The following is a 24,031-nucleotide window of genomic DNA, read 5'->3' as shown; positions in this document are numbered from 1 at the left end:
ATCCGGTTGTATCCGAGATGGGTGTTTCTGTATCAATCCATAGTTCGAGATGCGCACCGATCGGTGCGCACCGGCTGGAGGAGTAGGGAGAGAAGGCGTGCGAATCCTCGTCCTCGGGGGGGACGGCTACCTGGGCTGGCCGACCGCTCTGCATCTGTCCGATTGCGGGCACGACGTCGCGATCGCGGACAACTACGCCCGCCGGGGCTACGACCACGAGCTGGGGGTCCAGAGCCTCGTCCCGATCGAACCCATGCAGGTCCGGTTGCAGGCCTGGAAGGAAGTCTCCGGCAAGAGCCTCAAGATGTACTGCGGTGATCTGGTCGACGGTGAGTTCACCGTCGAAATGATCCGGGACTTCCGGCCGGACACCATCGTCCACTTCGCCGAGCAGCGTGCGGCGCCTTACTCGATGATCGACCGCAAGCACGCTACCTACACCCAGTACAACAACGTGATCGGCACGCTGAACGTGCTGTTCGCGATCCAGGAGGTGGACCCGGAGATCCACCTCGTCAAGCTGGGCACGATGGGTGAGTACGGCACCCCGAACATCGACATCGAAGAGGGGTGGCTGGAGGTCACCCACAACGGGCGGACCGACCGGATGCTCTACCCGAAGAAGCCCGGCTCGTTCTACCACCTCAGCAAGGTGCACGACAGCCACAACATCGAGTTCGCCTGCCGTGCTTGGGGGCTGCGCGCCACCGACCTGAACCAGGGCATCGTCTACGGCCAGGAGACGCCGCAGACGGCCAAGGACCCGCGGCTGGCGACCCGGTTCGACTACGACGCCGTGTTCGGCACCGTGCTGAACCGGTTCGTCATCCAGGCCGTGCTCGGCCACCCGCTCACGGTCTACGGCAGCGGTGGCCAGACCCGTGGTCTGATCAACATCCGCGACACCGTGGAGTGCATCCGGCTGGCCTCGGAGAACCCGGCCGACCGCGGTGAGTTCCGGGTGTTCAACCAGATGACCGAGAGCTTCTCGGTCGGTGAGATCGCCAAGGTCGTGGCCGAGAGCTTCTCGGGCGACGTCGAGATCGAGTACCTGGAGAACCCGCGGGTCGAGCAGCACGAGCACTACTACAACGTCAAGCACACCGGCTTGGTCGAGCTCGGGCTGCAGCCGCACCTGCTGTCCAACGAGCTCATCGAGTCGATGTTCGGCATCACCGAGAAGTACAAGCACCGCGTGGACCTGGCGGCGATGCGGCCGACGATCAACTGGCGCAAGCCGTCGAACCCGGTGCGCGAGGAGAACTGAACCGCCGGTTCGGGCGATCGCCTTTCCCGCCGGCTCCGCGGTGTCGGCAGCACGGCGGTGGAGAGGTGGATGACCAGGTGCTCCGGGTGCGGAGGAAGTTCCGCACCCGGAGCACCTGCTTTCGTGCCGGCGCTTTCCGGGTGGTGCGGGGCGTGCTGTGCCCGGTCCGGTGCTGCGCGCTCCGGGCCAGCGGGTTCGAGCGCGGTGGCCCGCTGCACCTGCTGTATCCCGGGTGAGCGCTCGGGTTGGGGCGCGGATCACGCGGAACATGGCCAAGGGCACCATTCCGGCCTCGCCGCTCCCCGCTCGTGCGGCATCGGTGCGGTTCTTCGGGGACCGGAGGGACGACCGTCGCGGCACCGGTCGGCGACGGGCGCTTTGCCGCGCGGGGCCGCGGCGGCCTTCGACCTGCGCGGACGATGGGATCGCGGTGCGGTCGAGCGCTGCTGACCGCCGGTTCGCCGGTGGGTGCGCCGAGGGGATTCCTCACCGGGGTGTTATTCGATCTTTATCAGAATTGACTACTTTTAGTGGTCAATTGCAGACCGCTCGGTAGTTCTGTTCAGCTCTTTTTGGGTGAATGCTTGCTTTTTTGATTACCCTCGGCTACTTTTGCTGCTCGCAGATCACGTTTTGGTTACGACCAGCCTCGCTCCCCGAGAGGTCGCCCGCATCCCCCGGCGGGCCGTGACCACCCCCGAAAGCGAGAGGCAGGAATGGGCAAGCACAGCCGGGGCGGACCCCCGACCGGAACCCTTCCGGCAGCGGTCCGCCGCATCGCCCGAACGCTGCGGCGCCACCGCGGTGAAGTGGGCGGCAAGATCGTGGCTGCGCTGGTGGCCACCGGCGCGCTCACCGCCATCGGCCAGCCGCTGGCCTCCGGCAGCGGCCAGCGCACCTCGGACGACGACGTCGCTCGCGTCCACGGCAGCACCAGCGCACCGGCCATCCAACTGCTGGCCGCCGAACCCCCGATCAGCACGGCGGCCGAACAGCAGAAGATCCAGAAGAGCGAAACCATCAACCGGCAGCGCGCCGCCCGCGCGGAAGCCGCGCGCAAGGCCGCCGAAGCCGCGGCTGCCAAGGCCAAGGCCGAGGCCGAACGCCGCGCCGCCCAGGAAGCCGCCCGCGCCGAAGCAGCGCGGCGCACTGCCGAAGAAGCCGCCCAGCGCGCTGAAGTCGCCAAACCAGCCGAAGGCGTCCTCACCTCCGGCTACGGCGCGCGCTGGGGCAGCACCCACCAGGGCATCGACATCGCCAACGAGATCGGCACCCCCGTCCGCTCAGCGGCCGCCGGGGAAGTCATCACCGCCGGGCCGGCCAGCGGTTTCGGCCTGTGGGTCCGCGTCCAGCACGACGACGGGACCATCACCGTCTACGGGCACGTCAACACGATCGACGTGAGCGTCGGAGAACGCGTGGCGGCCGGGGAGCAGATCGCCACCATGGGCAACCGCGGTCAGTCCACCGGCCCGCACCTGCACTTCGAAGTGCTGCAGAACGGCAGCAAGGTCAACCCGCTGTCGTGGTTGGAGGAGCACGGCGTGCAGCTCTGAAGCCCCTGCGGAAGGCCGTCTTCCGCAGGTTCGCTGCCCGGGGCCCTGCGCCCCCGACGGGGACCCGGGCAGCGCTACTCGTTGGCGGACGCGGGCTCTCCCAAGTGCTCCCGCAACTGGCTGAGACTCCGGGACAGCAACCGGGACACGTGCATCTGGGAAATGCCGATCTGCTCGGCGATCTGCGTTTGGGTCATCCCGCGGAAGAACCGCATGACCAGAATCCGCCGTTCCCGCTCCGGCAACCGCTCCAGCAGCGGTCTGACCGTTTCCCGGTTCTCCACCTCGACCAGCTCGGCGTCGTCCGAGCCGAGGGCGTCGCCCAACGGGATTTCGTCGGTGTCGCTCAGCAGTTCGTCGAGCGACGAGCTCCGGTAGGCGCTGCCCGCCTCCAAGCCGCGGTAGACGTCATCGGTGCTGATGTTGAGGTGCTTGGCCAGCTCGCTCGGGGTCGGGGCCCGGCCAAGTTCCTGCGACAGTCGGGAAATCGCCGAAGACACCGCCAGGTGCAGCTCCTGCATCCGCCTCGGCATCCGCACGGCCCAGCCGGTGTCCCGGAAGTGCCGCCGGACTTCTCCCATGATGGTGGGCACCGCGTAGGAGAGGAAATCCACGCCCCGGTCGGGATCGAACCGGTCCACCGCGTTGATCAGCCCGAGTGTGGCCACTTGGGTCAGGTCTTCGAGGGATTCACCGCGGTTGCTGAATCGGAGGGCGATGTGCTCGGCGACCGGCAGGTGTTCGGTGACCAGCTTGTCGCGCAGTTCTTCGTACTCCGGTGTGCCCTTGGACAGATTGGCCAGCTCGCGGAACAACGGCGCCAGCTTCTCGTATCGATCGTTTCGTGAGCGGCTGGCTGACCGAGAATCCGTTCGCTTCACACGTTCCCCGTCCGTCCCTTGGTCAAATCGATCCTCACGCGGTGGCTGCCTTCGGCAGAATCGTCCGACTCCACTGAGGTTGACACAGTGTCCGCAAGAGCGCTGAGCACGCGCCAGCTGAAGGTGTCCTTTCGGGGGCCGAAGGAATCCTTGCTGGTGACTTCGGCGCTGATCGCCAAAGTGCTGTCGTCGGTGCGGAACCGGCAGATCAGGGTCGCGTCCGGGGCTGCCAGCCGAACCAGGGACGAGCACGCCTCGTCGACCGCCAGCCGAAGGTCCGCGATCGAGTCGATGTCGTAGTCGGCGCGCATGGCCAGATCGCCCACGACGGCCCGCATGACCGGCAGCTGGGCGGGCTCGGCTGCTACGCGGACCTCGACCAGGTTGTCCGTGGCAGGGTCAGGGTCGACACGCGCGACATCGCGCTCCACGCTCATCCGGGGCCACCTCGTCTCGGTCGGTGCACGCGCACCTTACTCACAGTCACCTGGTACCCGACGTCCGTGCCGAACAAACGGACGTTCCGGCTAGATCAACGAAGTCCAGTAGTACCAGAACCTCTGCAAGATCATTACCACGATGGCGAGATACCACACCACAAGAATGACGGTGTGGACCCTCGTTAGGGCTACTCCGAGTGACACTCCGCCGCCGAAGTAACCGTTCCGGAGATTGTGCAGGGTGGTGTACCAGAACAACGGGGCCATCACCGCCCACACCACCATGCAGTAGGGGCACAACGCCCCGATCTCGTAGAGGCTCTGCACGATGAGCCAGTGGACGAAGCCGATCCCGAAGAGGGTGCCCGCCTGCATCCCCAGCCAGAACCAGCGGGGCGGGCGGAAACCGGCCAGGATCGCCACACCCGCGGTGACGACCACCGGAAAGGTGACCAGCCCGATCAGCGGATTCGGGAAGCCGAACACGCCGGCCTGCGGACTGTCCATGACCGACCCGCAGGAGATGATCGGGTTGATGCTGCAGGTCGGCACGTAGTCGGGATTGGCCAGTTTCTGCAGCTTCTCCAGCACCAGCGCGAACGAGCCGGCCAAGCCGATCGCTCCGCCGATCACGTAGAGCCAAGCGAGTCCGCGAGGTCTCCGGTCCTCCGGCGGGCCGGCCGGGCTCGCCGCAGGTGCGGGTTCAGCGGTGGTGGTCATTTCGCCAGCTCCTCGTCGATCTGCTTGCGGAGCTCGTCCTTGACCTGCAGGAGGTTCTCGACCCGCGGCTGGAACCGCTCGCCGTTGAGGAACAGGGTCGGGGTCCCCTTCACCCCGAACCGCTCAGCGACCCGGGCGTCCTGGTCGATCTTGTTCTTGACCTCCTCGGAGTTCGCGTCCTGGCGGAACTTCTCCACGTCCAGTCCGATCTGCTGGGCGTACTTGGTGAAGATCTGCTCGGCGCGCTGCTGGTCGTCGCTGATCGTGGGCTTGCCTTCCTGGTTGGTCGAGAGCGCCCACTCCTGCCAGTTGCCGTAGAGCAGGTGGTACATGTCGGCGTACTTGCCCTGCTTGCCGGCCGCTTCGGCGGCTTGCGCCGCGCTGCGGGCCAGCGGGTGCGCCTTCTGGATCGGGTAGTTGCGGACGACGAAGTCGATCTTCCCCTCGTACTCGCGCTCGATGTCCTGGGTCACCGCTTGGTAGTACTGGTAGCAAGCAGGGCACTGGTAGTCGAGGTATTCGACGAGGGTGACCTTGTCGTCCGACGCTTCGGTCAGCACGTTGTCGTGCGGCTGCTGCAGCAGTTCCGGCGCCGGCTGCCCGTTCTCGGTCGTCGGTGCTTGTTCTCCGCTGCGGGAGAAGAGCAGGACGCCGCCGATCACGAAGACGGCGACGAGGACCACCACGACAGTGAGGATGACGTTCATCGACGGGCCGCTTCGGCTGGTCAGCGGATTCGGTGTCTTCGGCATCGGCTGGTCACCTTCGGGGGTCTTGTCGGCAAGGATGCTCGTGTTGGCTTCGCTAGCACGCCCAGTTTCCCGCATTCACCCGGAAGTGAAAGTGAGCGGGTGGATCTTCTCCCTGCCGCACCGCCGTTTCCCCGGTTGATCAACCGGGTAACTGACTGCCATGGATCCGCCGGTTCTGATCGGTGATGATCAGCGCGAGTTGCTGCGGCCGTGGGACGGCGGCACTTGGCACCCACCGGCGCTGGCGACCCTCACCGATGAGCGGTTCTCCTCCCCGGACTGGGTGTTCGAGCGGAAGTTCGACGGGGTTCGGATCATCGCCGGTTGTTCGGGCGGGCGCCCGGTGCTGTGGACGCGGAACCGGAAGCGGGCCGATGCGGCGTATCCGGAAGTCGTGGCCGCCCTGGCGGACCAAGGGGCGGACAGCTTCGTCGCGGACGGCGAGGTGGTCGCGTTCGAGGGGGAGCGGACCAGTTTCGCGCGTTTGCAGCACCGCATCCACCTCACCGATCCGCGTGAAGCTGAGCAGAGCGGTGTTGCGGTCTACTGCTACTTCTTCGACCTGCTGCAGTTCGGCGGGGTGGATGTTTCCGCTCTGCCGCTGCTGACCCGGAAACACCTGTTGGCGCAGTGCTTCGACTTCACCGATCCGCTCCGCTTCAGCGCGCACCGCCGGGGCGGGGGAGACGAGTTCTTCCGGCAGGCCTGCGACAGCGGTTGGGAAGGGGTGATCGCCAAGCAGGCCGACCGGCCCTACCCCAAGGGGCGCACCCGGGACTGGTTGAAGTTCAAGTGCGTTGCCGAACAGGAATTCGTGGTGGGTGGTTACACCGATCCCAAGGGCACCCGGTACGGCTTCGGCGCACTGCTGGTCGGCTACTACGACGAGGCCGGGTTGCGGTACGCGGGCAAGGTCGGCACCGGGTACACCGAGCGGACGTTGCGAGCGCTCCGAAGGAGAATGGCCGCTTTGCGCCGAACGGATTCGCCGTTCGCCGATCCAGTTCCGGAACCGAATCCGCACTGGATCCACCCGGAACTCGTCGTGCAGGTCGGTTTTTCGGAATGGAGCGGCGACGGCAGGCTGCGGCATCCCCGGTATTCGGGGTTGCGCAACGACAAACGACCGCGGGACGTGGTGCGGGAGCGGTGATCCGGCGGGTCAGTGGGAGGTGCTGATTATCGCGGATTGACTGCTGGCAGGAGACGGTGTCTGCGCAGGATTCCATGCGGCGAGCAGCACGGTCGCGATGACCATTGCTAACGTCGCTACAACCGACACGACAGTGCGGCTGTTTGTCTGCATGGTGCGTTTGCCCCCGAATTCTGGACGTAGGGATCTTGAAGCCGGAACGGCGGCGAAGTGTCGTTCCACCAGGGATTTCGCCACCACGATACAGAACGTTAGCGCCGCTGATGCACACCAGGGTGTGATGCGCACCTCCCTGTTAAAGCTGTTCGTTTTGAGGCTTATGTGAAGCTATTCGGTCGCCCAGGGTAATTAACTGAATACTCCAAGTAGGTGCAAGTTACCCGAAGTGTCCAGCGCTTGAAGGCCGATTCACGTGTGGGTGAATGGTCGGTTGATCGCCTCGGCGCCGGTGTGGGGACCCTCACGAGCCCTTGTCAGTTCGACGGGCGGGTAGTTGATTTCGAACATGGAATTTCCGCGTTTGCTGGATTTGTTCGAACTGGCCGAACCGGACCGGGACCGCTTCCTCGGTCGGACCCAGCCGTTGCCGGAAAAGCGGTTGTTCGGCGGTCTGCTGCTGGCGCAAGCGGTTGCCGCCGCCGGGCGCACGGTTGCCGCTGACCGTCCGGTGCACTCGATGCACGCGCTGTTCGTGCGGGCCGCTGATCCCACCGACCTCGTCGAGTACACAGTGGAACGGATCAGGGATGGTGGCGCCACTTCCTCCCGGCGAGTGACGGCGCGCCAGGGCGGGGCGGAAGTGTTCACCGCGCTCGTCTCCTTCCAACGACCCCGCCCCGACGGGTTGCAGCACCAGGAGCCGTGCCCGCCCGCCGAACCGCCGGAGAACCTCCTCCCCCTGCACGAGCGACTGGCGGACGCGGAGGTGCCGATCCCGGACTGGTGGGCCAAGCCCCGGCCGATCGAGCTCCGCCACGTCGACGCACCTCCGTACCCGGCTCCGGTGGAGCCGAGCGGGGAATCCCGGCACCTGGTGTGGATGCGGACCGCGGAAGGACTGCCGGACGATCCGCTGCTGCACGCCTGCGCGCTGGCCTACGCCTCGGACATGACCTTGCTGGAGCCGGTGTTCCTGCTGCACGGGGTGGACCGGCACGCCAAGGGCGTGCAGCTGGCGAGCCTGGACCACGTCATCTGGTTCCACCGGCCGCTGCGGGCCGACGAGTGGCTGCTCTACGACCAGAACTGCCCGGTCGCCAATTCCGGGCGCGTGCTGGGGCGCGGCAACGTGTTCAACCGCGCCGGCGAGCACGTCGCGACCGTGGCGCAGGAGGGCCTGCTGCAGATGAAGCGGTGATCCGCCCGCCTGAGGCGGTATTGTCGAAGAGCGTGGTAGCGGATCCTGCCCAATCTTCGACGGAAGCCTTGACCGGGCTCGCCCGTGCTCGGCTCGACGACGTCCCGGTGCTGGCCGAGCAGCTGATGGCGGCCATCTTCACGGACAACCCGGAGTGGACGGACTACAGTCCCGTCCCCCGGGAGGATCTGTGGGAGGGCTGCAAGAACTACCTGCGCAGAATTCTGGAAATACTCTGCGGTGAGGTCTCCGGCCCGGACGGCGACGACGTCGCCGCGGCCATCGGACGGCGCCGGGCCGAGCAAGGCGTGCCGCTGGAAGTGATGTTGCGGACCTTCCGGCTCGGCGGGCGCATCGTGTGGGAAGCGCTGGTCGAGCAGGCGCACCGGGACGGCGCCGACCCGGACGCGATGCTGCACCTGGCCACCGCCATGTGGCGGGTGATCGACGGCCTGTCGTCCACCTTGTCGACCTACTACCGCAGCACCGAGCTGGAGAAGCTGCGGCGGGACGACCAGCGCCGGCACGCGCTGGTCGAGGACCTGCTCAGCGGTCGAGCCCGGGAAGCGGCGTTCGCCCACCGCGCGGCCAAGGAACTGGACCTGCCCGTCGGCGGGCGGTACCTGGTCGTGGTGGCCGAGAGCGCGGCGGACGGCGGATCCGGACTGCGCGGGCAGCACGACGCGCTGCACGCCCTGCACCTCCGGTCGGTGTGGCACATGCGCGCCGACACCGTCGTCGGGCTGGTGGCCCTGGAACAGCGCGAGCCGAAGATGGCCCTGGACGCGCTGCGGCCGCTGGCCCGCGCCCGAGTGGCGGTGTCGCCACCGGTGAACGGTCTGGTCGAGGTGGGGCTGGCCCACCAGCTGGCCCTGACCACGCTCAACACCATGCGCCCGGGGAAGGCCGGACTGGTCACCCTGGAGGAGCGCTTCCCCGAGGCCCTGCTGGTGCAGTCGCCGGACCTGGCGCAGCGGCTGCTGGAATCGCAGCTCGGCCCGCTGCTGGAACTCCCGCCCAAGGAGCGGGACATGCTGCTGGACACGTTGAGCGCCTGGCTCGACGAGAACTGCTCGACCGCGAACGCGGCGCTCCGCCTGCACTGCCACCGCAACACCGTGCTGAACCGGTTGCACCGGATCACGTCGTTGATCGGCCATCCGATCAACGGGCGCGATGCCTACGTCGCGCTTTCCCTCGCGCTGTCCGCGCTGCGGCTGCGCCGGGAAGTGCTCGATTGATCGCCCTCCACACGGACAACTACGCCAAGTGATAGTTTTGTCGCTTGGCGTAGTTGGCATTGCCGAAAATGTGCGGGCTGCACAGTTGCGCGATTTCAACTCTGGGCAAGCGCGCCTGGCGTGCGAGTGGTGTCGCTCACGACACTCTCAGTGAGATCCGTCCGCTCGATCCGGGCGTTTCTGTAACCGGCGCGTGCAGTAAAAGGAGCACAGCGAAGTGCAAGAGTTCGACCTACTGGTTGTGGGCGGCGGTCCTGGCGGCTACGTTGCCGCGATCCGGGCTGCGCAGCGCGGACTTTCCGTCGGCGTGGTGGAGAAGGAACGGCCGGGCGGGGTGTGCCTGAACTGGGGGTGCATACCCACCAAGGCCATGCTGCGCTCGGCCGAGGTCTACGAGACCGTTCTGCATGCGGCCGACTTCGGGGTGCAGGTGGAAGGCGTCGCCCTGGACTACGACACGGTCCGGCGGCGCAAGGACAGCGTGGTGAAGGGCCTCACCGACGGGGTGGCCGGTCTGCTGAAGAGCAACGGGGTCACCGTGATCAACGGGCACGCCCGGTTCACCGGACCAACCACAGTGGACGTCTACCCGACCGGGGAGCCACCGCTCGGCGCGGACGGGCCGCGCTACGCCGCTGAACCCAGCGGTGCGGCGTTCGAACAGGTGCGGGCCAAGGACGTCATCATCGCCACCGGCTCGGTCCCGGTCCAGCTGCCGATCGAAGGCGCCGACCTTCCCGGGGTCATCACCTCCGACGGCGCTTTCGGGCTGACCGAGGTGCCCAAGCGGATCGCCATCGTCGGCGGCAGCGCGGTCGGTGCCGAGTGGGCGAGCCTGTTCGCCACCCTCGGCAGCGAGGTCAGCATCATCGAGATGCAGAAGACCCTGGTGCCGGCCGAGGACGCCGAGGTCGGCAAGGCGCTGGGCCGCTCGTTCAGCAAGCGGGGCATCAAGGTGCTCACCGAAGCCACCGTCTCGAAGATCGAGCAGGCCAAGTCCGGTCTGAAGGTCACCGTGGACGGCGCCAAGGCGCAGCAGATCGACGCCGACGTGGTGCTGATCGGCGTTGGCCGCAAGCCCAACACCGCCCACCTCGACCTCGACAAGACCGGAGTGGGCGTCGACGAGCGCGGTTTCATCCAGGTCGACGACAAGCTGCGCACCAACGTCGAGCACGTCTACGCGATCGGAGACGTGACCGGCAAGGCGCTGCTGGCGCACGTCGCTTCCCACCAGGGCGTGGTGGCTGCGGAGACCATCGCCGGACAGCACGCCGCCATCGACTACAACGTCATCCCGGCGGCCACGTTCACCCACCCGGAAATCGCCAGCGTGGGGCTCACCGAGGAACAGGCGACCGCGGCCGGCCACGAGATCGTCACCGCGAAGTTCCCGTTCGCCGCCCTCGGCCGCGCGCAGACCTACGGTGACACCGAGGGATTCCTGAAGATCGTCGCCGGGAAGAAGTACGGCGAAGTGCTCGGCGTGCACATCATCGGTCCCTCCGCCAGCGATCTGATCACCGAAGGCGCACTGGCCATCGCGCTCGAGGCGACCCTCGACGAACTCGCCGAAACCATCCACGCCCACCCGACGCTCGGGGAGGTCGGAATGGAGGCGGCGATGGCCGCACTGGGGCTGCCGATCCACGTGGCACCGCCCAGGAAACGCTGACCGAGCATTGTCGAAAGGGGCTCTGTGATGGCACAGACAGCTACCCGCAGCAAACCGGCCACCCGGAGCAAGACTCGTCGCAGCAGCTCGCCGCGGCGCTCCGGGGACAAGCCGTTCCGGGGTGAATCCCCCGAGCTGCTGCAGGACTACTTCCACGAGATGACGCTGATCCGTCGTTTCGAGGAGCGGGCGGCCCAGGGCTACACCCAGGCCAAGATCGGCGGCTACTGCCACTTGAACCTCGGTGAGGAAGCCACGGTGGTCGGTCTGATGCGCGCGCTGCGCAAGACCGACCTGCTGTTCACCAACTACCGCGAACACGGCTACGCCATCGCCAAGGGGATCGAGCCCGGCCGGGTGATGGCGGAGCTGTACGGCCGCACCACCGGCACCTCCAAGGGCTGGGGCGGCTCGATGCACATGTTCGACGTGGAAGCCGGCCTGCTCGGCGGCTACGGCATCGTCGGCGGCCAGATCCCGTTGGCCACCGGTGCTGCGCTGGCCATCGACTACCGGGGCGGCGACCAGGTGGTCATGTGCCAGATGGGGGACGGCACCACCAACATCGGCGCCTTCCACGAAGCGCTCAACATCGCCGCGCTGTGGAAGCTCCCGGTGGTCTTCGTGGTGGTCAACAACCAGCTCGGCATGGGCACCACGGTGGAGCGCTCCTCCGCGGAACCCGAGCTGTACAAGCGGGCGGCCGCCTACCGCATGCACAGCGAGCGGGTGGACGGCAACGACGTGCTGGCCGTCCGGGACGCCGCCACGCGGCTGGTGGAGCGGGCTCGCTCCGGTGAGGGCCCGGCTCTGCTGGAGGCGGTGAGCCACCGGCTCAAGGGGCACTCGGTCGTGGACCCCGCCAAGTACCGCAGCGAGGAAGAGGTGGAGGCCGCCAAGCAGGCCGACCCGGTGCTCAACTTCCGGCAGAAGCTCATCGAGGCCGGCATCCTCAGCGAGGAATCCGCTGCCGAGATCGAGCGCAAGGCCCAGGCCGAGGTGGATGCGGCGGTCGCGTTCGCCGACGACAGCCCGCACCCGGACCCGGCCACCCTGTTCGACTACACCTACGCCACCCCGGTGGCCAACGATTCGCGGCGACTTCCGGAAGACCCGGTTTTCTGAGACTTCCGCACCGCGATCTACCGACACCCCGCCACACGGACCGTGAGTCTTCGCGCTGCCGCACCCGGCGCCGGAGGCTCACGGCCTTCCTTGTCCATCTCCAGGAGAGAACACCTTGGCCGTCATCACGTACCGCCAAGCACTACATGACACGCTTCGCGAGGAAATGCTGCGCGATGAGGACGTGTTCCTCATCGGCGAGGAGATCGGGGTCTTCGAAGGCTCCTACAAGATCACCGCGGGGCTGCTGCAGGAGTTCGGCGAGAAGCGGGTCCGGGACACCCCGATCGCCGAAGAAGGCTTCGTCGGCGCCGCGATCGGCGCGGCCATGCTGGGACTGCGCCCCGTGGTCGAGCTGATGACGATCAACTTCTCGTTGATCGCCCTCGACCAGATCGTCAACCACGCGGCCAAGATCTACGGCATGTTCGGCGGCCAGTGCAGCGTTCCGATGGTGCTGCGCACCCCGGGGGGCGGCGGGCAGCAGCTCGGCGCCACGCACTCGCAGAACATCGAGCTGTACTACGCCTTCGTGCCCGGGCTGAAGGTCGTCGCCCCCAGCACCCCGGCGGACGCCAGGGCGCTGCTGCAGGCTTCGATCCGGGACAACGACCCGGTGCTGTTCCTGGAAAACCTGGGCCTGTACAACACCAAGGGCGAAGTCCCGGATAACCTGGAGCCCGCCGAGATCGGCAAGGCCAAGGTGACCCGGCCCGGCACCGACATCACGATCATCGGCTACTCCCGGATGGCGATGGTCGCCAACCAGGTCGCCGAGAAGCTCGCCGACGAGCAGGGGATCAACGCCGAGGTCATCGACCTCCGCAGCTTGCGGCCCCTGGACCGGCAGACGATCGTGGAATCGGTGCGCAAGACCGGCTGCGCCGTGGTCGCTGAGGACGACTGGCTCACCTACGGAATCGGCGCGGAGATCGCCGCGTCCATTTCCGACGGTGCTTTCGACTACTTGGACGCTCCGGTGCGCCGGGTCGCCGCCGCGGAAGTTCCGCTGCCGTACGCCAAGCCGCTGGAGCGGGCGGCACTGCCTTCCGCTGAGTCGCTGACCACCGCCGTACTCCAGACGCTGGATGCGGTCGGCCGCCGTCGCTGAGAACGGTGCACACCGAGGGAAGATCATGACCGACATTCACATGCCGAGGCTCTCCGACACGATGGAGGAGGGCGTCATCGCGGCCTGGCGCAAGCAGGTGGGCGACCAGGTCAGCAGGGGTGACGTGGTGGCCGACATCGAGACCGACAAGGCCATCATGGAGCTGGAGGCCTACGACGACGGGGTTTTGGAGAAAATCCTGGTGGCCGAAGGCGAGACCGTGCCGATCGGCACGCCGATCGCGGTGCTCGGCGACGGTTCCGGGGTTTCCTCCGAGCCGGAGCCGGCCCCGAGCGCGCCGAGCGAGCAGAGCGCTGAGGACACCGCCGAGCAGTCGGCTCCGCGGACCAACGGCGTGCCGGCCCCGACGGAGGCGCCGGTCGCGCAGCCGCAGCAGGACGCCGGGGCTCCGCCGAAGCCCAAGGCCTCTCCGCTGGCCAAGGCGGTGGCCCGGGAGCTCGGCGTGAACCTGGCGGACGTCCAGGGCACCGGCCCGGGTGGTCGGATCATCCGCGCGGACGTCGAAGCAGCTGCCGAGCAGCAGCAGGCCGCTCAACCGGCGGCGCCGCAGCCCGCGCAGCCGGCCCCGGCGGCCGCCCAGCCGGCGCGGGGCACAGAGGACGTGGAGGAGGTCCCGCTCAGCCGGATCCGCAAGGTCACGGCGAAGCGGTTGACCGAGAGCAAGCAGCAGGCGCCGCACTTCTACCTGACCAGCGCCATCGACGTCACCGAGCTGGTCGAGTTCCGAGCCACGCTCAACGAGCGGCTGCTGGCCGCCGGTGGCCCCAAGGTCAGCATCAACGACCTGGTGGTCAAGGCGGTGGCCACCGCGCTGCGGGCGAACCCCTCGCTGAACGTCTCGTTCGCCGAGGACAAGCTGCTCCAGCACAAGCGGATCCACCTCGGGGTGGCGGTCGCCCTCGAGGACGGTTTGGTGGTGCCGGTGATCCGGGACGCCGACCGCAAGAGCGTTTCCGAGATCGCTGCGGAAGCCAAGGAGAAAGCGGTGCGGGCCCGGGAGGGCAAGCTCCGGCCGGACGAGATGAGCGGCAGCACGTTCAGCATCTCGAACCTGGGCATGTTCGGCATCGAGGAGTTCAGCGCTGTGATCAACCCGCCGGAGGCCGGGATTCTGGCCGTCGGCGCGGTCAAGGACGAGGTGCAGGTCCGGGAGGGCGAGTTCGTCGCCCGGAAGATCATGCGGGTCACCTTGTCCGCGGATCACCGCGCTGTCGACGGTGCGGTCGGTGCCGCGTTCCTGCAGCAATTGACCGGGTTGCTGGAGGATCCGCTCCGGATCATCGCCTGACCGAAGCGGACTCGGGCCCCCACCGCGACGCTCCCCGACCTCGCGGTGGGGGCCGTTCCATGCGTGTTCGTCTTTCCCGCGGATCCGCTTCTCCTCCCGCCCCGCACCACGTTCGTCCACTGTGAAGCAATCTGGCGCGGGTGCTCGGATTTGCGGATCTCCTTTATTCAGGGGAGATTTCGGAAAGAGTCCAATGTGATATTTCTGGTGGTGGATCGATCAGCCCGATCGGTCCTCTGATCAGTCCACAAAGCACTGATTTGGAAGAGGGGCGCGCTGCGGCGTTCGCCCCGTTGCTGGCCCTGCGGTCCGGTGGCGTGCCCGCTGTCCGGGAGCGAGCACGCCACCGCGGATCACTGCAGCGCCTTGGCGATCTGCGGCACCAGGCGGTCCAGGGCGAACGGGATGCTGGACACCGTCGCCGAGCCCAGTGCCATCGTCAGGTCGTAGTCGTCGACCAGCAGCAGCGCGCCCCGCTTCGCGGCGGGGAGGTTGTTCAGCAACGGGTCGTTGCGCACTGCTTCGACGTCGGTCGGTTTGGCCGTGGTGACGATGACCACGTCGGCGTCGAGCAGCGACACCTGCTCCTTGCTGACCTTGACGTTGAACTTGCCGCCGCTGTCGAGGTCGTCGATGGCCGGTGACAGCTTCAGGCCCAGTTGCTCCAGGAGCGCGGTCCGGGCGTCCTGCTTCGTGTAGGCGGCGTACGTTCCCTGCGAGTCGGTGCGCACGGTGACGTGCGTCTTGCCGGCGAAGGACGGATTGTCGTTGCGCGCCTTGTCGATGTGCGCCTGGGTGCTGTCGATGAGCTTCTGGACCTCGGCTTGCTTTCCGGTGAGCTGGCCGATGGTCTCGGCCTGGACGCGCCAGTTCACGCCGTAGTCGATCGAATCGGGCGGTTGCGCCACGACCGGGCAGAAGCTGCTGAGCCGGTTGTACTGGTCCTGGGTCAGCGCGCTTTGCAGGGCCACCACGGCGTCGGGTTTGAGCGCGATGACGCTCTCGATGTCGACTTCGCTGCCGAAGAGCTTCGGCTGCTGCCCGTTGAGGTGCTGCTCCACCCAAGGGCCCACACCGCTTTCCCACGGTCCCCACTGGGTCAGTCCGACCGGGACGATCCCCAGCGGCAGGAGCACGTCGTGGTCGGTGATGCCGAGGCTCACGATGCGCTGCGGTGCCGTTTCGATCGTGGCGGTGCCGTAGCGGTTGGGAATGCTCACCGGGAAGCCGGGGCCGGAGGGGGCGGCGCTGCCGGAAGTGTTGTCCCCGCTGCCGCACGCGGCCAGGCCTGCGGTGGCGACCAGGCCGGCCGCACCGATGAGAAAACCACGTCTGCTGACAGAGGAGCCAGCAAGTTGTGTCAACGAAGTCATCACCGCGCCCTTCGTAGCAGAGTTCCTCAGGCGATCGCCGTGCTATGCAAAGCAAGGCTAACCTAACTTGCTCTGTTTGCGGAGAGCGCCGGGTGCTGCTGCAGCGGTGATTCGAGACACTTGCCCGTGGTGCGCCGCATCGCTGCTCGTGCGGTGCAGCGCTGCTCCCGGTGCAAGCCGAGCGCGTGCTGACCCGCCCCGCAGCCGGGACGGGTCAGCTGTTGGGGGAGCCGTCAGCCGCGGCAGGCCTCCACGTGGGTGGTGTACTTGTTCTGGTCGTTGTCCCGGATCTCGAAGGCGGTGGAGGTGTACTGCTGCACGATCGGGCTGTCACCGTCCATCGGGTCCTTCGGGCCGTAGAAGTACGCGACCGTCCCGTCGTACTGGTTGTTCACGAACGAGCCGACCCGCTCCAGGCCGTAGTCCTTGAGGTGCACGGTCTGGTTGCAGTAGAACAGGTCGACTCGCTTGCCCTGTCCGTACGGGCCCTCCCAGATGCAGAGGTAGCCGTCCTGGCACGCAGCGGCCATGGCGTGGTGCGCTTCCTGGACGTCGACCTGTTCCTCGGTCTGGGCGGTAGAGGTACCGGCGAAAGCCGTGGCCAGGGTCAGCATTGAACCGGCGGCGACGGCGAAGATACGCGAGCGGGCTTTGCGCATGGCGGTTCTACCTCTCATCGGAATGCCACAAAGGTTCGGGTGTGTGCGTATTACGGTTTTCCGCCTGAGCCAGGCGGTCAAATGGAGCACCCGGGGACATCCCCCCTTGGTGTCTCCACATCAGTCAGTACGCTGACAAAACCCAAAAGGTTGCCAGCGGCGGAAATTAATGTGCCTGGCTTCCGCGGACGCAGCAAAAATAACCCAGCCAACGGAAAGCGGCCGCTGCGAAATAACTTGCGAGGCGGAAAAACTGCAGCGCGAGCACCTGTTCGTGTGGTCGCCGTACCGGCACCGGTCCAGTGGGGACTGGGGTATTGCCGCGGGCCGCACCTCCATGAGCTGCTCGATCTGCTGAAGGTGCGGTGGAAACGTGCCGGTGGGCAACGACTAGTTCTTGTGTTCGGTAGTTCGATCGGCGGTATAACTCACCAGTTATGGTGAAGATGATCGATTGGCGTTGCACCGGAGAACGTTCCACATGAGTTCTTTCTTGGCTGGAGTCCGCACGCTCGGTTCCGGATTCACCACCATCGCGCGCAGGCCCCGGCTGCTGCTGCTCGGCGCATTGCCCGCGGTGCTCAGCACCCTGCTGCTGCTGGGCGGTGTCGGGACGCTCCTGTACTTCAGCGGTGACCTGGTCACCTGGATGACGCCGTTCGCGCAGGACTGGTCGCAAGCGCTGCGGACGACCTTGCGAGTGGTCCTCGGAGTGCTGGTGGTGGGGGCAGCGGTGCTGCTGGCCTCGATCTCGTTCATCGCGGTGACCTTGTTCGTCGGCGGACCGTTCTACGAGTACATCGCGGAGGAAGTGGAAGAGGAGCTCGGGCTGGACACCTCCGGGGACGGGGCCGGGTTCGTCCGCTCTTCCCTCCGCGGCCTCGCCGACTCGCTGAAGCTGATCGGCATCACCGTCTGCGGCGCGGTGGTGCTGTTCGCCATCGGCCTGGTCCCGGTGGCCGGGCAACTCGCCTCCCCGGTCCTGGGGGCGCTGTTCGGGGCCTGGATGATCAGCTTGGAGATGGTCGGGCTGCTGTTCCAGCGGCGCGGCCTGGGGATCCGGCACCGGCATCGAGCGCTGCGCCGGAACCGGCCGATGACCTTCGGCTTCGGGCTGCCGGTCTACCTGTTGTGCCTGATCCCGGTCGCGCAGCTGGTGGTGATCCCCTCCGCGGTGGTCGGGGGGACGTTGCTGGCGCACCGGCTGACCGATGAGCCGCAACGCGTAACCGGAAGTTGATGTCACCGCTCTGAGTTTCGCCTACAGTCCTGGCTGTGACTCAGTCTCAGCCAGTGCAGCCGGATGACGCGTACCTGCAGGCCGTCGAGCAGCTCACGGAGCGAGCGGTGCGAACTGCTCAACCGCTGCGCTCCGATTTCGCCGGGGCCGGGGAGAAGACCTGCACCGCCGTTGAGCAGCGGGTGGAGGAGCTCTCCGCGGAGCTGGTCCAGCTGAGCCGGCAGCTGCACGCCGAGCCGGAGGAGGGGTTCGCGGAGCACCGCTCGGTGGAGAAGGTCGCCGCGCTGCTGCGGGCGCACGAGCACCAGGTGAGCACCGGGATCGGCGGCTTGGAGACGGCCTTCCAGGCCGTCGTGGGGACCGGAGGGCCGCACGTGGCGGTGCTCGCCGAGTACGACGCGCTGCCCGGCATCGGCCACGGCTGCGGGCACAACATCATCTGCGCTTCAGCGGTCGGCGCGTTCTTGGCCGCTGCCGCGGAGCTGCCGGAGACCGGTGGTCGGGTGAGCTTGGTCGGCACCCCGGCCGAGGAGGGCGGTGGCGGCAAGGAGCACCTGGCGCGGGCCGGGGTTTTCGACGACGTGGACGCGGTGGTCATGCTGCACCCGTTCTCGCACGACATCGCCACGCACCCGTTCCTGGGGCGGCGCCAGGTGGAGATCGTCTTCCACGGGGTGGCCGCGCACGCCGCTGCGCAGCCGTTCATGGGGCGCAACGCGCTGGACGCGGCGGTGGCGACCTACCAGGGGGTTGCGGCGCTGCGCCAGCACATCCCGCCCACCGACCGGGTGCACGGCGTCATCACCGACGGCGGGAAGCGCCCCAACGTCGTCCCGGACCGGGCTGCGCTCCTGTTCTACCTGCGTTCCTCGGTGCCCGGAGCCCTTGCCGACATGGCGCGCCGGGTGGAGAAGATCGCCCGTGGCGCGGCGGCGGCCACCGGTTGCGGGGTGAAGCTGAACTGGGACGCCAACCCGCCTTACTTGCCGATCCGGCACAACACCGCGCTCGCCGCCCGCTGGACGCAGCACCAGGCGCGGCGGGGGCGGAAAGCCCTGCCCGGCGGGGCGGTCCCGGAATACCTGACCGGGTCGACGGACCTGGGCAACCTCAGCTACCGCTTGCCGGCTATCCACCCGATGATCGGCTTGGGGAACCCGACCCTGGCACTGCACACCGAGGAGTTCGCCGCGGCCGCGGCTTCGCCGGGCGGCGACCGCGCCGTGCTGGACGGGGCGGTGGGGCTGGCCCTGACCGCGCTGGACTACCTGGCGGATCCGCAGCTGCGGGAAGCGGTGTCCGAGGAGTTCGCCGCGGCCGGTGGACCGGTGGACGTGGCCAGTTTCTTCGACTGAGCGGCCGGCGGGGATTGCGGCGTGGCTAACGGATTGCGGTCGGGGTCGGCTCCGGTGACTACGCTGTGCCCCGTCGGAGAACTCGCTTTCCGCGCTGACGCGGCGAACTAGAGAATCTGTTGTGGACGAATTAGTGCGTGACTGGACAGCGCAGCTGCTCGATGCGGGCAACGCGGTGGCGCTGGTGACCGGACTGGTGTCGCTGCTGCTGGTCATCGGCCGGCGCTCGTGGCGACTGCTGCGGAACGCGGTGACCATCGCCCACGAAGGGGGTCACGCGCTCGTGGCGCTGCTCAGCGGGCGCAAGCTCAACGGGATCCGGCTGCACTCGGACACCTCCGGGCTGACCGTGTCCACCGGGAAGTCCACCGGCCCCGGCATGGTGCTCACGCTGTTCGCCGGGTACCCGGCGGTCTCGCTGCTCGGGCTGGGCGGGGCGTGGTTGGTGACCGCCGGCCGGACCCAGCTGCTGCTGTGGGTGTGCGTCGGTCTGCTGGCCGCCATGCTGCTGGCCGTCCGCAACGCCTACGGCGTGCTGTCCGTGCTGGTGACCGGTGGCCTGCTGGGCGCGGTGTCGTGGTACGCCGACCCGGCGTGGCAGGCCGTGTGCGGTGCGCTGCTGAGCTGGTTCCTGCTGTTCGGGGGTATCCGGCCGGTGCTGGAGCTGCGGGCGAAGCGGGCTCGCCGTCGGGTGCCCGATTCCGACGCCGACCAGTTGGCCCGGCTCACCGGGGTGCCGGCCGGGTTGTGGCTGGCCAGCTGGTTCCTCACCGGTGTCGTCTCGCTCGTCCTCGGGGCCCGCTGGATGCTGTTGCTGCCGCAGGTGTGATCTCCGGCGCATTGCTTGTCGGGCCTCCATCCAGCAGCATCGCGTCGTGACCAGCAATGCACTGGGCGGTACTTTCCCGCTGATCGACGGACGTGACGTGCACCGCGTGGGGTTCGGTGCCATGCAGCTCGCCGGACCCGGGGTGTTCGGCCCGCCGGCCGACCGGCAGCAGGCGCTGCAGGTCCTGCGGCGCGCGGTGGAGCTGGGCGTGGACCACATCGACACGAGCGACTACTACGGGCCGTGGGTGGTCAACGAGCTCATCGCGGAAGCCCTGCACCCCTACCCCGAGCAGCTCGTGATCGCCACCAAGATCGGCGCCTACCGGGACCACCGGGCGGCCTGGCTGCCGCTGGGGCACCCGGACGCGCTGAAGGCCCAGGTGCACGACAACCTGCGCCGGCTCCGGCTGGAGGCCCTGGACCTGGTGTACCTGCGGCACGTCGTCGAGCAACCGGGCATCACCCTCGCCGACCAGCTCGGTGCTCTGGTGGAACTGCAGCAGGAGGGGCTGATCCGGGCGATCGGCCTCTCCAACGTCGACGTCGAGCAGTTCGAACAGGCGCGGCAACTGGCCCCGGTCGCCGCGGTGCAGAACCTGTACAACCTCGTCAACCGCACCTCGGTGGCGCTGCTGCAGCGCACCGCCGAGCTCGGCGTGGCCTTCGTGCCGTTCTTCCCGCTCGGCTCCGGCTTCGCCGACAGCCGGGCTCGACGCGACTCGGTGCTGCAGGAGGTCGCTGATCGGCACGGGGTCGCACCAGCGCGGGTGTCGCTGGCGTGGCTGCTCCAGCGGTCGCCGAACGTGCTGCTCATCCCCGGCACCTCGAAGCTCGAGCACCTCGAGGAGAACACCGCGGCGGGTGATCTCGAGCTCAGCGCCGACGACCTCGCGAAACTGGACGACCTGGTGGCGGAGGGGGAGGCCCTCGAAGAAGCGCACTGAGCGCGCGGTGACTGCACGCCAGTTCGAATTAACACTTCCGAGGTCGGTGATTCGTGCTAAGAATGTAAAGGATCTTGATCGACACTCTGCGTCGCCGGACCATTACAGCTCGCGGGAAGGCGGCGTCGCCCAGTGGCCGGAACCAGCCGGGAAGGACGAGGAGAACTGCACTCCGGAGAGCGCGTGCTGCCGCTCCGCCGCGGATCGCCGGAGCGGGTGTCGACCGCACCGAGCCGCTCGAGAAGTCCTCTGGCGAGCGGTGGAGCGTCTCGGACCGGGTGGGACCGGCAGGACACCGCGATCTCGATGGGCAGGTGTGCGGACTTGGGAACTCCGGAAGAACCAGCGGCAGCGGATGTGCTCCCCCGCGGCTACTGCGACGCCGGCCGGAGAGCCGAACTGGCCGGCCGCTGGGCCGCCCGGCTCAGCGGTGCCTCCTGCTCCGGTCAACTCCGCTCGGCCGCCGAGGAATCGCTGCGGAAGCTCATCGACCGGCTGCTGGAAGCGATGACCGAGGACTCCGCCCTGGCCGGAACCGCTCAGCAGCTCGGCCGGCGGCTGGCCGAAACGTCACCGGAGGAGGACCCCGGCGCCAGTCTGCGAGTGCTGTGCGACCTCCTGCTGGGCGAGGACCCGCCCCGTGACCTGCACCGCCTGGCGACGGCGCTGTCCGAGGTGACCACCGGTTACGCGACCGCGATCCGGGACCGCCTCGCCGGTGAGCTGGCGGAGACGAAGCGCCGGGCGGACCGCAGCGAAGCGCGGTTCAGCGAAACCTTCGCCAACACCCCGGTCGGGATCGCCGTTTGCGACACGAGCGGTGCGTTCCTGCAGGTCAATCCGGCTTGGGAGGAGACCTTCGGCTATCCGGCCGAGGAACTCGCCGGGAAGACGATCTTCGACCTGTGCCATCCGGACGACGTGGCGGACGTCTCCGCCGCGTACCGGCAGCTCTCCGGCAGCGAGGGGGCCTGGCAGCTGCCGGAGCGGAAGCGACTGCTGCGGGCCAACGGCGGGCACGTGTGGGCGAACCTGGCGATTTCGGTGCTGCCGGACCAGGACGGCAAGCCGGCCAACTTCCTGACCATGGTGCAGGACGTCACCGACCTGCACCTGTTGCAGAAGCGGTTCCAGCACCAGGCGCTGCACGACCCCCTCACCGATCTGCCGAACCGGCAGTACTTCCGCACCCGGCTGGAGACCGCACTGGCCAACCACCCGGAGGACACGCTCACCGTCTACCACCTGGCGCTGGACGGCTTCGAGCTGATCAACGACGGGCTCGGGCACGAAGCGGGGGAGAAGCTGCTCCGCGCCGTCGCGCACCGGCTGCGCCAGCTCGTCGAGGGTGAGGACGCGTTGGTGGCCCGATTCGGCGGGGTCGAATTCGCGATCGTGGTCCGGCAGCGCGCGCAGACCCCGTCCATCGGGGAATTCGCCGGGATGATCAACCGGGCCCTGGCCGAGCCGGTCTACGTGGACCAGCACGGTGTCACCACTTCCGCCTGCATCGGTGTGGTGCAGCGGCAGGCCGCCGGCAGCGATCCGGCGGACCTGCTGTGGGCCGCTGATGTGGCGCTGCGCCGCGCCGAGCGGACCGGGAGCCGCCAGTGGGCGCTGTTCGACCCGGACCGGGGGTCGGAAGAGCGCGTCGAGGCCAAGCTGGCCGCGGTGCTCGCCGGCGGCCTGGAGCTCGGGGAGATGGACATCGTCTACCGGCCGCTGGTCTCGCTGGAGTCCGGTGAGCTGCTCGAGCTGGAAGCGCAGCTGTTGTGGGAAACCGGGGTGCACGACACCGTCGAGCACTCGGATTGCCTGCGCCTGGCCGAGAAGTCCGGTGCCGCTCTGGTGGTGCGGGACTGGGTGCTGCGGCAAGTGCGGGAGCAGCAGCGGGACTGGCAGCAGAGCGGTGAACCGGTGCCGGTCACGGTGGCGCTGAGCGAGAACCAAGCGCGCGATCCGGACCTGGTGGCGGCCGCGCGCCAGGTCCTGGCGTGGGACGACATCGGTCCCGGCTGGCTGCGGCTGCTGCTACCGGTGACCGTGCTGGAAACCGGAGACGAGGAGGCCAGGGAGAACCTCGCGCTGCTCGGCGAGCTCGGCCTGCGGACCGGTCTGCACGGGTTGCGCGGTGCCGCGGCGGAGCTGCGGCTGCTGCGCGAACTCGAGGTGGACACCGTCCGGTTGGCCGAAGACCTGGTTCAAGCGGTGCATTCGGCGGAATCCACCGAGGCGCCCGAAGTGCGGGCGGTGCACGCCTTCGTTCCGCTGCTGCAGCAGTGCGGTGCGCAGGTGTGGGTCAGCGGTGTCCACACTGAGCAGCAGGCGCAGGTGTGGCGGCAACTGGGGTGCGCGGTCGCGGCGGGTCCCGCGTTCGGCGATCCCGTGCTGTCCTTCGACGTGCCCGACTTGCTGGCCCGGTCCACGTCGGCGAACTGAGCGGGTTCCCACCGTTCCCCCGCTGCGCGGGCTTTTCCGCGGGAACGACGACGCGCTCGGCAACGCCCCGGAGCGCTGCGGTCCGCTGTGGAACAGGGGAGGTGCCGGCTCAGGACAGGGCTGCTTCGACGATGGCCAACGCCTGGTCGCGGCTGATGCCCAGGGCGTGCACCGTGCGGGCGTACTCGGCTGCGGCGGCCGCTGCTCTGCGATGGCTCTCGCTACCGGTGCCGCTGACGAAAGTGCCGGCCCGACCCCGCGTTTCGATCAGCCCGGCCTGCTCGAGCTCCCGGTAGGCCTTGGCCACCGTGTTCACCGCTATCCCCAGGTCGGCGGCCAAGGCCCGCACGGTGGGCAGCTTCGCCCCGACCGGAAGTTCACCGCTGTTGACCTGTTCGGCTATCGAGGAACGCACCTGCTCAAAAGGCGGCACACCGGAGTTGCTGTCGATGGTCAGCCGCATGTCGATCATTCCCGCGCCTTCCCGCTCACTGTGCCGTGCTGCCGTCCAGTATCCGCTCGGTCCTCGGTGGAGATCCGGCAACTCGTAATCCTGCCGCACGGAACGCTGATCCGCCCCCACCCGGTAATCGGAAATTCCCC

General features: G+C 68.0%; 21 protein-coding genes. 14 read left to right on the top strand and 7 right to left on the bottom strand.

Annotated elements, in window-relative coordinates; genetic code table 11:
• The first annotated feature begins 97 nt into the window (after positions 1 to 97).
• Positions 98 to 1,267: an NAD-dependent epimerase/dehydratase family protein gene (locus tag SREC43747_RS0101685; RefSeq protein WP_029719422.1), complete on the top strand. Its 1,170-nt coding sequence runs from the start codon at positions 98 to 100 to the stop codon at positions 1,265 to 1,267.
• Between the two features lie 716 nt (positions 1,268 to 1,983).
• Positions 1,984 to 2,823, top strand: a complete 840-nt coding sequence (locus SREC43747_RS0101675) for a M23 family metallopeptidase (RefSeq protein ID WP_029719421.1) — start codon at positions 1,984 to 1,986, stop codon at positions 2,821 to 2,823.
• A 74-nt stretch (positions 2,824 to 2,897) separates the two neighbouring features.
• Here the strand turns inward: SREC43747_RS0101675 and SREC43747_RS0101670 are convergent, their stop codons facing one another.
• The 4 genes from SREC43747_RS0101670 to SREC43747_RS0101655 all read right to left on the bottom strand — a co-directional run bounded on the left by SREC43747_RS0101670 (position 2,898) and on the right by SREC43747_RS0101655 (position 5,616).
• On the bottom strand, positions 2,898 to 3,704 hold the full coding sequence (locus SREC43747_RS0101670; protein WP_029719420.1) for a SigB/SigF/SigG family RNA polymerase sigma factor: 807 nt from the start codon (positions 3,702 to 3,704) through the stop codon (positions 2,898 to 2,900).
• Entirely contained in the window at positions 3,701 to 4,141 is a 441-nt protein-coding gene (locus SREC43747_RS0101665; protein WP_029719419.1) for an ATP-binding protein, read from the bottom strand. Before SREC43747_RS0101665 ends, SREC43747_RS0101670 begins: the two co-directional genes overlap by 4 nt.
• Positions 4,142 to 4,231: 90 nt before the next feature.
• Positions 4,232 to 4,864 carry a vitamin K epoxide reductase family protein gene (locus tag SREC43747_RS0101660; RefSeq protein ID WP_029719418.1) on the bottom strand — a complete coding sequence of 211 codons (633 nt, stop codon included), beginning with the start codon at positions 4,862 to 4,864 and terminating at the stop codon, positions 4,232 to 4,234.
• On the bottom strand, positions 4,861 to 5,616 hold the full coding sequence (locus SREC43747_RS0101655; protein WP_029719417.1) for a DsbA family protein: 756 nt from the start codon (positions 5,614 to 5,616) through the stop codon (positions 4,861 to 4,863). The genes SREC43747_RS0101660 and SREC43747_RS0101655 overlap by 4 nt, the downstream gene beginning before the upstream one ends.
• Before the next feature lie 160 nt (positions 5,617 to 5,776).
• Here SREC43747_RS0101655 and ligD point away from each other — a divergent pair, with 160 nt between their 5' ends.
• From ligD to SREC43747_RS0101620, 7 genes are all read left to right on the top strand, one after another.
• The gene (gene ligD / locus SREC43747_RS0101650) at positions 5,777 to 6,769 is read left to right on the top strand and encodes a non-homologous end-joining DNA ligase (protein ID WP_037331158.1); all 993 of its coding nucleotides are present in this window, start codon (positions 5,777 to 5,779) and stop codon (positions 6,767 to 6,769) included.
• A 505-nt stretch (positions 6,770 to 7,274) separates the two neighbouring features.
• A complete protein-coding gene (locus SREC43747_RS0101645) occupies positions 7,275 to 8,126 on the top strand; it encodes an acyl-CoA thioesterase (RefSeq protein ID WP_029719415.1) in 852 nt (283 codons plus the stop codon).
• A gap of 68 nt (positions 8,127 to 8,194) precedes the next feature.
• Positions 8,195 to 9,367: a PucR family transcriptional regulator gene (locus SREC43747_RS0101640; RefSeq protein WP_236622972.1), complete on the top strand. Its 1,173-nt coding sequence runs from the start codon at positions 8,195 to 8,197 to the stop codon at positions 9,365 to 9,367.
• A 217-nt stretch (positions 9,368 to 9,584) separates the two neighbouring features.
• On the top strand, positions 9,585 to 11,042 hold the full coding sequence (gene lpdA / locus SREC43747_RS0101635; RefSeq protein ID WP_029719413.1) for a dihydrolipoyl dehydrogenase: 1,458 nt from the start codon (positions 9,585 to 9,587) through the stop codon (positions 11,040 to 11,042).
• Positions 11,043 to 11,069: 27 nt separating this feature from the next.
• On the top strand, positions 11,070 to 12,167 hold the full coding sequence (gene pdhA, locus SREC43747_RS0101630) for a pyruvate dehydrogenase (acetyl-transferring) E1 component subunit alpha (RefSeq protein WP_029719412.1): 1,098 nt from the start codon (positions 11,070 to 11,072) through the stop codon (positions 12,165 to 12,167).
• A gap of 115 nt (positions 12,168 to 12,282) precedes the next feature.
• Positions 12,283 to 13,278 (top strand): alpha-ketoacid dehydrogenase subunit beta, encoded by a 996-nt coding sequence (locus SREC43747_RS0101625; RefSeq protein ID WP_029719411.1) that lies wholly within the window; start codon positions 12,283 to 12,285, stop codon positions 13,276 to 13,278.
• Between the two features lie 25 nt (positions 13,279 to 13,303).
• Positions 13,304 to 14,587, top strand: coding sequence for a dihydrolipoamide acetyltransferase family protein (locus SREC43747_RS0101620; protein WP_029719410.1), 1,284 nt, complete (start codon positions 13,304 to 13,306; stop codon positions 14,585 to 14,587).
• Between the two features lie 353 nt (positions 14,588 to 14,940).
• Here the strand turns inward: SREC43747_RS0101620 and SREC43747_RS0101615 are convergent, their stop codons facing one another.
• Positions 14,941 to 15,960, bottom strand: coding sequence for an iron-siderophore ABC transporter substrate-binding protein (locus SREC43747_RS0101615; protein ID WP_029719409.1), 1,020 nt, complete (start codon positions 15,958 to 15,960; stop codon positions 14,941 to 14,943).
• Positions 15,961 to 16,193: 233 nt separating this feature from the next.
• Complete coding sequence (locus tag SREC43747_RS0101610) at positions 16,194 to 16,619, bottom strand: peptidase inhibitor family I36 protein (protein WP_029719408.1); 426 nt, start codon at positions 16,617 to 16,619, stop codon at positions 16,194 to 16,196.
• Positions 16,620 to 17,100: 481 nt separating this feature from the next.
• On the opposite strand from SREC43747_RS0101610, the gene SREC43747_RS0101605 reads away from it, so the two are divergent.
• From SREC43747_RS0101605 to SREC43747_RS0101585, 5 genes are all read left to right on the top strand, one after another.
• Positions 17,101 to 17,859, top strand: coding sequence for an EI24 domain-containing protein (locus SREC43747_RS0101605; RefSeq protein WP_029719407.1), 759 nt, complete (start codon positions 17,101 to 17,103; stop codon positions 17,857 to 17,859).
• Positions 17,860 to 17,894: 35 nt separating this feature from the next.
• On the top strand, positions 17,895 to 19,214 hold the full coding sequence (locus SREC43747_RS0101600) for a M20 family metallopeptidase (RefSeq protein ID WP_201768603.1): 1,320 nt from the start codon (positions 17,895 to 17,897) through the stop codon (positions 19,212 to 19,214).
• Positions 19,215 to 19,347: 133 nt separating this feature from the next.
• Positions 19,348 to 20,043 carry a M50 family metallopeptidase gene (locus tag SREC43747_RS0101595; RefSeq protein ID WP_236622971.1) on the top strand — a complete coding sequence of 232 codons (696 nt, stop codon included), beginning with the start codon at positions 19,348 to 19,350 and terminating at the stop codon, positions 20,041 to 20,043.
• Between the two features lie 46 nt (positions 20,044 to 20,089).
• The gene (locus tag SREC43747_RS0101590) at positions 20,090 to 20,989 is read left to right on the top strand and encodes an oxidoreductase (protein ID WP_029719404.1); all 900 of its coding nucleotides are present in this window, start codon (positions 20,090 to 20,092) and stop codon (positions 20,987 to 20,989) included.
• Between the two features lie 324 nt (positions 20,990 to 21,313).
• Complete coding sequence (locus tag SREC43747_RS0101585) at positions 21,314 to 23,428, top strand: diguanylate cyclase domain-containing protein (RefSeq protein WP_236622970.1); 2,115 nt, start codon at positions 21,314 to 21,316, stop codon at positions 23,426 to 23,428.
• Between the two features lie 109 nt (positions 23,429 to 23,537).
• Here the strand turns inward: SREC43747_RS0101585 and SREC43747_RS0101580 are convergent, their stop codons facing one another.
• Positions 23,538 to 23,891: a GntR family transcriptional regulator gene (locus SREC43747_RS0101580; protein WP_029719402.1), complete on the bottom strand. Its 354-nt coding sequence runs from the start codon at positions 23,889 to 23,891 to the stop codon at positions 23,538 to 23,540.
• Positions 23,892 to 24,031: the final 140 nt, after the last annotated feature.

This window comes from Saccharopolyspora rectivirgula DSM 43747, assembly GCF_000497205.1.
Taxonomy (GTDB): domain Bacteria; phylum Actinomycetota; class Actinomycetes; order Mycobacteriales; family Pseudonocardiaceae; genus Saccharopolyspora; species Saccharopolyspora rectivirgula.
The sequence above is the reverse complement of the archived record's forward strand: the minus strand, read 5'-3'. Positions and strand labels throughout refer to the sequence as shown.